7 protein-coding genes are annotated in these 10,502 nt (G+C 61.6%); 1 reads left to right on the top strand and 6 read right to left on the bottom strand.

Features of this window, described 5'->3' with window-relative positions:
• Positions 1-201 precede the first annotated feature (201 nt).
• Complete coding sequence (locus ACFX59_RS17885; RefSeq protein ID WP_387434360.1) at positions 202-900, bottom strand: tyrosine-type recombinase/integrase; 699 nt, start codon at positions 898-900, stop codon at positions 202-204.
• Positions 901-1,184: 284 nt separating this feature from the next.
• Between ACFX59_RS17885 and ACFX59_RS17890 the strand changes: the two genes are divergently transcribed.
• A complete protein-coding gene (locus tag ACFX59_RS17890; RefSeq protein WP_387434363.1) occupies positions 1,185-1,766 on the top strand; it encodes a helix-turn-helix domain-containing protein in 582 nt (193 codons plus the stop codon).
• A gap of 11 nt (positions 1,767-1,777) precedes the next feature.
• Here ACFX59_RS17890 and ACFX59_RS17895 read toward each other — a convergent pair whose 3' ends face one another.
• From ACFX59_RS17895 to ACFX59_RS17915, 5 genes are all read right to left on the bottom strand, one after another.
• A complete protein-coding gene (locus tag ACFX59_RS17895; protein ID WP_387434365.1) occupies positions 1,778-2,290 on the bottom strand; it encodes a hypothetical protein in 513 nt (170 codons plus the stop codon).
• Positions 2,291-2,360: 70 nt separating this feature from the next.
• A complete protein-coding gene (locus ACFX59_RS17900; RefSeq protein WP_387434375.1) occupies positions 2,361-3,104 on the bottom strand; it encodes a SapC family protein in 744 nt (247 codons plus the stop codon).
• 29 nt (positions 3,105-3,133) lie between these two features.
• Entirely contained in the window at positions 3,134-3,892 is a 759-nt protein-coding gene (locus tag ACFX59_RS17905) for a SapC family protein (protein ID WP_387434367.1), read from the bottom strand.
• Positions 3,893-3,911: 19 nt separating this feature from the next.
• Positions 3,912-5,189, bottom strand: a complete 1,278-nt coding sequence (locus ACFX59_RS17910; protein ID WP_387434370.1) for an invasion associated locus B family protein — start codon at positions 5,187-5,189, stop codon at positions 3,912-3,914.
• Positions 5,116-10,502, bottom strand: a 5,387-nt coding sequence (locus ACFX59_RS17915) for a beta strand repeat-containing protein (RefSeq protein WP_387434372.1), incomplete at its 5' end; no start/stop codon positions are given. The genes ACFX59_RS17915 and ACFX59_RS17910, both read right to left, overlap by 74 nt.

Here is a 10,502-nt window from a genome sequence, read left to right on the forward strand (position 1 = left end):
CGACAAAACCACCCAGTCCTACATCGGCTTCGTTAGCCTCGCCTCAGTCCTGCTCTGGCTACCCTTTGTCCACGATGCCTAGCTCAGCCACCAAACTGTCCAGGATGGCGGGACCACCTCAGGCTTCGCCATCCCCACTGCGATCGCCTTCCGGTTCTTATTGATTCTCAGCCCCTATTGCTCACAACTCCATCTGAAATTCTACGCAGCCCGATAATCAACTTTAACATTTACATGTGATCTTGAGAAAATTCGCGAATCCTCTACTCCAAATTCATTATAATAATTTAACTTATGGCCAATATGAAATGGAACCTCCCTTGACTGCCGAACGCATCTATCTTCATTACCCCACATCTTATTAGCAATGCTACGTTCCTCTGGCCCTACAGCACAGGTGTAAATCGTCGTCGTCTTCACATCTGCATGCCCCAGCCATCGTTGGACCAACGGAAGCGGAACGCCATTTTGCATCGCCCTGACACCAAAACCATGTCGCAGGCCTTTCGGTGTAGCATGGGGGCCTTTGACACCAGCTTTTTCCATCACCTCGCAAATACGCCGATAGCCCGTCATACGCGACCAAGGCCAAAGCCGCCCCTCAGGGCACGAGGATGCCTGGAACCACCTTGAAAGTTCTTGGACTAGTTTCCTCGGCAGCGGGATAGTCCTATATACATTTTTCTTACGTTTCTTTAGGCACCTTACAATAAGCTGACCATAACTCAAATCGAAATTTTCTCTTCTAAACTCCAATACTTCTGATATTCGACAGCCGGAATATGCCATAACAGTACAAAATAAACTTACACTCCTTCCAAAACTCCGAGATGATATTACAAACGCGGAAATTTCCCCTTCATTTAGATATTTCCGTTCGCCACGAGCGCTTACCAGCATCTACTCCCCTCCCTCCTATGCATACCCGGGACAACTCCTGAGGATCCTTCAATCAGGGAGGCCGATCATTACAGCGAAGCCGAAGCACCGCGTACGCACCCTGACGAAACGTGCATAGGCTATTTATTAACCTACTTTTATATCGTCATTATTCAGGAATATGCGCCAATATCCGCGTGCCCGTCAGCCGAACCCAGCTACCGATCAGTTCGCTACAACACATACGGCGCAGTTCTTTGCCTTCCGATTCTGTCAACAGATAAAACAACTTTTGGTGGATTCAGATGAATTGGCCATTTATCGTAAAGCAAGTACGAAAATCAAAATATTGGACGCAGGAATCCCTCGCCTGCATACTTGGCTCATCTCAGACCACAATCTCTCGATGGGAAAATGGACTACAAAAGCCTGAAGCCATATATCGATCCTGGCTACTTGCACAGCTTATCGAAAACGATCCAATCACACTAGATCGCCTGATACTTCCTACATTGAAACAATCACAATTTGCAAAATCCTTGGTTGACAAGGATATGAAATTTGTTGAATTTTCACAAGGTATGAGAAAAACCCTCGGCAGAAAGGTTTCTCTGGTGCAAGATTCCTACATAACCGATCTCATGCCAGACTGCCTCAAGCAATCCTTACAAGAATGCTTTGTTGATATGACAAAACCATCAGGAGAGATATTTTCGGTTAGCCATTTTGGCTCCGGATATGTTCTAAAAGATAAAATTATGCATAAAACCTTCAGCGTTATGAAGATTGATGGCATTCGTTTCATTTTATGTGAAGATTCGATAATCGAAGAACTTCCGCACAACCCTTGGAAATTGACAATAACAACATTTGACGAAATATTGTAACCGCGCGAGGACTACATATCTAACATCTTTCGGATTCCAGGTGCGGCTGCAACGCTCAAGCGATAGCTGCATCGTCCCGTTTCGATAGCATCGGCCGGAAAATGCCGCTCCTGTAATGCTCGACGAAGATGACAGATATAGACCTTGACCGCTTTAACGCCGGGCGATCGGATGCCAGCCGCGTGAGACAATTCGGCGGTTGAGATATCTACACCTGGTTCCCTTAAAAGGCGCAGAAGCATTGCTGCCCCATTGCGCCCAATGCGTGGCATAACGGAAACGCATGCTTCCTGGGCGCGAGACCAAGCCCGATAGTCTTCGTCATTACCGTATCGGAGAGCGCGAGAGGATATCGACGTCAAGCGTTCGAGATCGTGAGGCAGGGCTTGCGATCTTATCGCATACTCGTCCGGACTAAACTCAGCCAACAGTGCAACGGCTGCCGAAAGGGCTTCGACTCCTTTTTCCAGCAACACTGCCAGCTCACGGAATTCATCACTCTTCTCTTTGTAACGCTCGACCATCGCACCGATTCCTCAGGTAGCGGATTGGAATGGGGAGGCATGGCTAGACGGCAGCGATGCCCCCCGATTCTTAGCGCCCAGGCTTGTCCGCGAAGAGCGCCCCGATGCGGCGCAATGAGAAGAGGTGGGCAAAAATCAAGGCGAGTGCGCCCGACTGGACAAGCTTGCGATACTGATCGCCGCGCAAGGCCTTGAGCTTGTCCTCCGACACCATCTGGAAGCCACGCAGTATGCGGGGCGTACCGTCTTCGCCAGGCATGCTCGCCTCCGCCTCGACAAGCAGATCGAGGTCGCGCAGTTCGTTCACGAAGCTTTCGGTCCGCCGGACAGCCCCTTCGAATTGTTCGCAAAAGGACAGGATTTCGCGCGCCCGATCGGTCGGTTCGTCGTCCGCGAACAGATTGCCCGCCTCTTCCTCGACGAAGCGGTCGCTTTCGCTGTCGAAGCACAGGGTCAGGTCCGTTGCCTTGTCGTCCAGCTTGGCGAGCAGGAACGGATAGCGCCGCACATAGGCGGGAACATAGCGCTCCGCCTCCCACTGCCCCTCGCCGTCGACATGGCAGTTAAGGCCGCCCGGCATTCCGGTCAGTACCACTGGCATCGGAGTATCGCCGCTGGAAAAGACGATCGGATAGTCGGCCTGGGCGGGAATGAACTCGTCGGTGGTCAGCACGATCGCAGGGCTGTTCGCAGCATAGCGATAATCGGCCCGCTCACGGTCCTGGAACACGAGCTTGTGGTGGAGCTGGCTCATCAAGGGCGTCACAGCCCGATAGAATTGCGGCAGCATGTCGGTGGGTGTCAGTTCGGTCATGGCGATCACTTTGTATGGTAGCTGAGGAATCAGGCGACGGGCGCGGTCGACTCAGGTGGAACGAAAGCGGGACGCTGCCCGAGATGCCGCAGCGAGAAGAGGTGCGCGAAGATCGCCGCCTGCGCGCCCGTGCTCATCAGCTTGCGCAGTGGCTCGGCACGGAGCTGGCGCAGCCGCTCCTCGTCAATCATCTGGAAGCCGGGCACGGGCACCGACCGCCCCGCTCCATCGATCCGAACCAGATCGACCAGCAGGTCGAGTTCGAGCAATTCCTCCATCAGCCCACGCGTGCGGCGCACCGCCGCCTCATAGCTCTGGCAGAATTCGAGTATCTGGCGCGTCGTCTCGCTGGGATTGTCGTCCTCGCCAAACAGATTGCCCTCGTCGCGGTCGCGAAGCCAGGGGCAGTGACCATCGAAGCACAGGCTCATTTCGTCGATTTCGGGGTCGAGGCGGGCGAGCAGGAACGGATAGCGCCGCACATAGGCCGGAATATAGGCCCCCTCGCGCCAGGCGCCGTCCTCGCCGACGAATTGGTTTTGCTGGCGACCGGGCTGACCGGTCAGCACCATCGGGCGCAGCGCCTCGCCCCCGCCGAAGACGATGGGATACTGCATAATCGCGGAGGGAAACTCGTCGATTGTCAGGTCGATCGTCTCCGCGCGTGCGGCAAAGCCATAGTCCGGCGTCTCGGGCGCCTCATAGGCCAAATGACGGTGAAGGCGGCTGATCAGCGGCGTCACGAAACGGTAGAAGCGCGGCAATGGCGCGCTGGTTATCGGGATCATGGATCGAGTCCTCGAAGGGTTAGCGGGGCATGGCCGGGGTAAGCGGCTTCCCCTGGGCGACCGCCGGGACCGGGTGGGACTTGGCCCAGGACTGGTTCTTTGCGGTCATCGCCTGCATCGCCTGGCCGAAGCCGTTCAGCGACAGGGGCAGCACGATCGGCTTGCCCGCCCGGTCGGCGACGGCGATCAGGCCCTTGACGGCCTTGAAGAACGGTTCGAGTTCGGTCCGGGCCATTACCCGGTCGATGAAGCACCCCTCGGTCTCGCAGCGAGTGATGCGGAAGTCGGTGAGATCGGTCTTGTCATCGAGCCGGATCAGGGGCTGGACCTGGACCAACACGCCCAAAGGCACCTGGAACTGGACGCCATAGCGATCTCCCTGCCCCGCATAGGCAAAGGAAAATCGAAGTGGTTGGGTATTGGCATCCTTGGCCTGCACCCCCTGTACCACCTCGCACGGCGGCAGGCCCTCGCGCTCGATGCACAGCACCGACCAATCACCATAGCGCTCGGGCTGAGGTACCGTCGATGAAACTGCAGTAGCGGATGGCGGGGACGCAGGCGTCCTGACCTGAGACGGCGTGGTCGCCGATGCCAGTGCCGTGGCGGCCAGTAGCGAAATCATAGTGTCTTCCCTCTCTTTTTCAAAAACGTTGCGGCGATCGACCGCCATGGGGATGTTACGGCCGACCATGTCGGCAAAAGCGTCGCCAAAGCCCTCGGTGGACAGTGGGATGTCCTGTGGCCCCGCGATCCGGTCACCGAAGCGCACCCGGATTTCCTCGGCACGCGCGATGTTGTTACTCAGGCCCCAGGGCATGGCCCCACCGGCCAAGCAGCGCTTTCGGTCGCAGTCGATCAGCGGCAGCTCGAGCGGAATGTCCCGCCCCGATTGCAGCAGGATTGGGCTTCTGGGATCCGTGCCGGGCGGCATTTCGAGATGCACCGCACAGGCCTGCGGCATCTCGGTACAGCTCATCGCAAAACGGAGAACTGATCCCATTGCCTGCGCGCGATCATGCACCGTCTGCGCCACCTCGCACGATGCCCAGCCATGGCCTCGTTGGACGCATTGCACCGACCAAGACCGATGGACCGCAACCGCCTCCGGAATTGCCGGAAGCCCAGCCGCCATGGCTTTTACCGCTATCACGTACCCGAGGGTGAACCGCCCCGTCAGAACGATCGCCTTGCGCCAACCGGCCCCGGGGAACACCCGACGCCTAGTTGCCAACATAGTAGACAGAGCTCCCCAGATTGGTCTTCGGCAATACCCGGCGATAGACGCCGCTCTCATCCTTCTGATCGAACCCCGCTGTAATGTAGGTGGTGTCCGCCTGCGCATCGATGCTGGTGTCGGAGAGCATCCGGGCCGCACCGCCATCGGCGGCCTGCTTAGCCGGTTCGCCCGCAAGCGCCTGGGTTGTGCCGGCCGTACCGGTGACCGGAGCCGTGGTGGTCAGGAAAGCTGGCATCTGGACACCGCCCGCCAACGGATCCGCAGCAAGGGCCCGCGATCCACCCAATGCTCCCCCCGATGCCGATGAGATCGCCGCAGCCCGCGCGATGATATCGTCAGCGACCGCCCGGACCGCACCACCACCACCGACACAGGGACCGGACACCTTGCCGGACTTGGAGTTGCAGGTGGCCGATCCGCGGAACTGGTTACCGCTGTTCGTCAGCGTGATGTCGCCCACCGCGTTCAGGACCGCGTCGCCCGCCACGGTGATATAGCGGTCCTGCGTAATGGCGCCCTCCCCGTTCCTGCCCGCCGTGACAGACAGATTGCGCCCGACAGTTGTCGGCCCGCCCAGCATGGCATCGCCGCCCGCAATGATTGTCAGGTCGCGCGAGGCGACCGTATCACGCACGCGAACCGCCTGCTCGCCGATCAGGGTGACGTCGCGACCCGAAACGGACAGCGTTTCCAGAACGCCTGCGCCCTGATGGATCGAGACGTCACCGGTCACCGCGATCGCGCCACCCGTCTGCTTCAGGCTATCGAGTACCGTGACATTGCCCGTGCCGCTGATCGTTCCGCCCTGCTGGACCAGCGTGTCAACGCTCAGATCCTTGGCGACGACGAGATTGCCACGGAGCAGGTTCAGCACGGTGTCGGTGCTGCTGGGCACCTTGTCCGCATCTGGCGAAGTGATCAGCCGGTCGATCAACACCGTCTGGGCATTGTCGAAGCTGAGCGTGGTGCTGGCCGGCACGATGACATCGGCCACATTGGCCTTGTCCGGGATCGCGCCCCCCGCCCAGTTGGCCGGGTCGAACCAGCTCTTGCCGTCACCCTTGCCGGTCCAGGTCACACTGGCCAGCCGCGTCACGCTGGTGGTCAGCCCGGTCGGCTGGATCAGCCTGTAATTGCCCGCATCCGCCCCGCCCAGGGTATAGCCGCTGACGGTCACCGCCTTGCCCGTCCCCACATTCTTGTCGGCGAAGTTGGCGACTGCACCGGTCGTCACCAGGAACACCGTGTCGGGCCCGAGTCCGGTAACGACGCCGCCCGACAGCGGCACCGCCGTGCTGCCGTCATAGACCTTGGTCAAGGCACTCACCCCGGAAATGGTGAGTTGCGCCGGAGCGATGTCGACCGTCAGCCCCTGGGGCTGGACCAAAGCATAATTGGCCGCATCCGGACCGGCGAGCGTATAGCCCGACACGGTGACGGCCTTACCAATTCCCACATTCTTGTTGTCGAGCGTCCCGATGGCACGCGCGGTATCGAGCATCACCACATCGTTGCCCAAGGGCTTCACGCTGCCGCCCGCCATCGCCGTGAGCGTGGTGGCATCATAGGCCCGCGCCTCGACACTGGCGCCGGTGATGGTCAGGCGCGCCGGGGCGATATCGGCGGTCACGCCGGTCGGTACGACCAGCGCATAATTACCCGCATCCGCGCCGGTCAGCGTCAGCCCGCTGATCCGCACCGCCTTGCCGACGCCGGCGTTCTTGTCAGTAAAGCGCGCTTCGGCACCTGCCATATCCAGCCGGACATCGTCCTGCCCCAGCGGCCTCACGCTGCCGCTTGCCAGGGTCGCCCCCACGCCTGCATCATAGGTCTTGCTCGCGATCGTCATGTCGGTCACCACCAAACTAGCTGGCGTGATGCCGGCGCTCAGGCCCGTCGGTTGAGCCAGCGTGTAATTGCTCGCATCCACACCCGAGAGGGTATAGCCCGATGCCGTCACCACCTTGGCCGTGCCGACATTCTTGTCGGCAAAGGTCCCGGTCGCCGCAGCCGTCAGCAAAGTCACTTGGTCACCCCCGAACCCCGACACCGTGCCGCCCGACAGGGTTGCCGTCCGCGTAGCGTCATAGGTCTTGCCGGAGGCGGTCACCCCGGTCACCGCCAACGTCGCACGCGTGATGTCGGCGGTCGTGGTCGGAGCGGTCGACGCCAGGATGTAATTGCCCGCATCCGCTCCCATCAGCGTGCCCGTCGTGCTCAGCATCACGATCTTGCCGGTGCCCGCATTCTTGTCGGCAAAGCTGCCCGTCGCCCCGGACGTATCGAGACCGACCGCATCACCACCCAGCAGACCCGCCAGCGCCAGACCGCTGGTGTCCACCACCGCCGTCCAGGTCGCGTCATAGACCTTGTTCCGTGCGGTCAGGCTGCCGGCCAGCGTTAGCGATGCGGGCGTGATAGACGCTCTCAGCCCGGCCGGCTGGACCAGCGTATAGTTGCCCGCGTCCGCCCCCGAGAGGGTGTAACCCGACACCGTCACCGCCTTGCCCGAGCCGACATTCTTGTCCGCGAAACGCCCGATCGCGCCGCCCGTCCCCAGGACCACCATGTCGCCGGCCAGCCCGCTGACCATACCGCCCGAAAGGCTGGCCGACAGACCCGCATCATAGACCCTGTCGGCCACGGTCACGCCGGTGACCATGAGGCTCGCCTTTGTGATATCGGCCGTAAGACCGGTCGGCTGGATCAGAAGGTAATTGCCTGCATCCGCACCTATTATGGCGTAACCCGACGCCGTCACCGCCTTGCCGGTACCGACGTTCTTATCCGCGAAGGTCCCGCTCGCCGCAGCCGTCAGCAGCGTCACCTGATCACCTCCGAACGCCGACACCGCGCCGCCCGACACGGTTGCCGTCCGCGTAGCGTCATAGGTCTTGCCGGAGGCGGCCACCCCGGTCACCGCCAGCGTCGCACGCGTGATGTCGGCAATCGCGGTAGGAGCGGTCGACGCCAGGACGTAATTCCCCGCATCCGCCCCCGTCAGCGTGCCCGCCGTGCTCAGCGTCACGGTCTTGCCGGTGCCCGCATTCTTGTCGGCAAAACTGCCGGTCGCCCCGGACAGATCGAGACCGACCGCATCGGCGCCGAGCAGACCCGCCAGCGCCAGGCCGCTGGTGTCCACAGAGGCCGAACGTGTCGCGTCATAGACCTTAGACAGCGCGGTCAGGCTGCCGGTCAGCGTCAGCGATGCGGGCGTGATAGAGGCGCTCAGCCCGGTCGGCTGGACCAGCATGTAATTGCCCGAATCTGTACCTGAGAGGGTATAGCCCGACACGGTCACCGACTTGGCTGTACCGACATTCTTCGTCGCGAACATACCCGTCGCCCCCGCACTCGACAGCGTCACCACGTCGTTGCCCAAGGCCGCCACCATGCCGCCCGAGAGGCTGGCCGACAGACCAGCGTCATAGACCTTGTCCGCCACCGTCACACCGGCGACCGTCAGGTTCGCCTTGTTCACCGTCACCGATATCGTCTCGTCGGCCAGGCTGTAATTCGATGCCAGACCTGTGCCATCGCTCAGCGCATAGCTGACGTTTGCCGTGCGATTGCCGACATCCTTGCTGGACAGCCCCCCCGCCGTTGCCACGACCCTCAGCGTCTCGCCACTCGCCAGATTGCCGAGCGTTCCCGCCGTCACCGGTCCGGCATGGGTCGTCGCGTCATAGGTCTTGGCCGCGATGCTCGGTGCGGTGATCGTCAGCGCCCGACGGGCGATCGTCACCGCGACTTGCGCGGCATCGGCCAGAGTATAGTTCGCGGCTTTACCGCCATGGGCACCATCCGCCAGCGTGTAGCTGATCGTCGTCGTATAGCTGCCGACATCCTTGCCCGACAGGTCGGTGCCGCGAGCGGTCACACCCAACGTCTCGCCTGATACCAGATTGCCAAGCGTCCCCACCGTCACCGCATGCGAGCCGACCGTCACCGTGCCGTCATAGGCACGGGCCACCGTCGGTGCGCCGATCGTCAGCAAGCGCTTCGTGATCACGGCCGCCACACCGGCGGTGTCCGCCAGCGTGTAGTTCGACGCCAGACCCCCACCATCGGCCAGCGTGTAGCTCACCGTCGTCATATAAGCGCCACCAGCATCGGTCCCGGACAGATCGGTGCCTTGACCAGTCACACGCAGCGTCTCGCCCGCCACCAGATTACCGAGCGCCCCGACCGACACCGCCCCCGAACCGACCGTCACCGTGCCGTCATAAGCACGGGTCACGATCGGTGCGGCGATCGTCAGCGCGCGCTTGGTGACCGTCGCGGTCACGCCGACGCTATCCGCCAGCGTGTAATTCGATGCCAGGCCACTGCCGTCCGCCAGCGTGTAGCTCACCGTCGTCGTGTAACTGCCGGCGTTCCGGCTCGACAGATCGGTGCCGCGGCCACTCACGTTCAAGGTCTCGCCCCCGACCAACCCCGTCAGCCTGCCCGCCGTCACCGCGCCCGAACCAAGGATTACCGTGCCATCATAGGCGCGGCTCACCGTCGGTGTGCCGATCGTCAGCACGGCAGGCGTGATCGTCGCGCTCGCTGTCGGAGCGCTGGCGGAGAAGGTGTAGTTGCTCGCATCCGCGCCGCTCAGCGAGCCCGACGTGCTCAGCGTCACTGTCTGGGCCGTGACCGCACCATTGGCGTCGCGGGCCACGTTCCGGCTCGCAAAGCTGCCCGTCGCGCCCGAGACGTTCAGGGTGACGACGTCGCCGCTGATCTTGCCCGACAGCGTCAGCCCGCTCGTATCGATGATCGCCGTCGTCGTGCCGTCATAGATCTTGTCGGTCGCCGTGAAGCTGCCGCCGATGGCCAGCGCCTTGGGCGTGATGGTCATGCCGATCACCTGGTCGGCCAGCACATAGTTCGACGCCAGCCCGCCATTCGTCCCGCCGGACAAGGCATAAGTCACCGTCGATGTCGGCGTGTCGCGGATGTTCTTGCTCGACAGCGCGCCCGCAGTCCCGCTCACCGTCAGGCGTTCGCTTCCGACCCAGCCGCTGACCACGCCCAGCGTCAACGCCCCCGGCGTCGTCGTCCCGTCATACTCCCGGCTCGCCAGGCTCGTACCGCTGATCGTCAGCGCCTTGGCATTCACCAGCGCCGATACCCCCGTCGTCGTCGCCAGCGTGTAGTTCGACGCCAGGCCGCCATTGGTCCCGTTCGCCAGTGTATAGCTGACGTCGGCCGTGCGGCTCCCGGCATTCGCGCTCGACAAGGCGCCCGCCGTCCCGGTCGCCGTCACCGTTTCGCTGCCCACGAAGCCCGACAGCGTTCCCAGCGTCAGCGTCCCCGCCGTCGTCGTGCCGTCATAGGTTTTCGCCGCGATGCTCGGCGCGGTGATCGTCAGCGCCTTGGCAT

The sequence above is a fragment of the Sphingomonas sp. NCPPB 2930 genome (assembly GCF_042867205.1).
Classification (GTDB): domain Bacteria; phylum Pseudomonadota; class Alphaproteobacteria; order Sphingomonadales; family Sphingomonadaceae; genus Sphingomonas.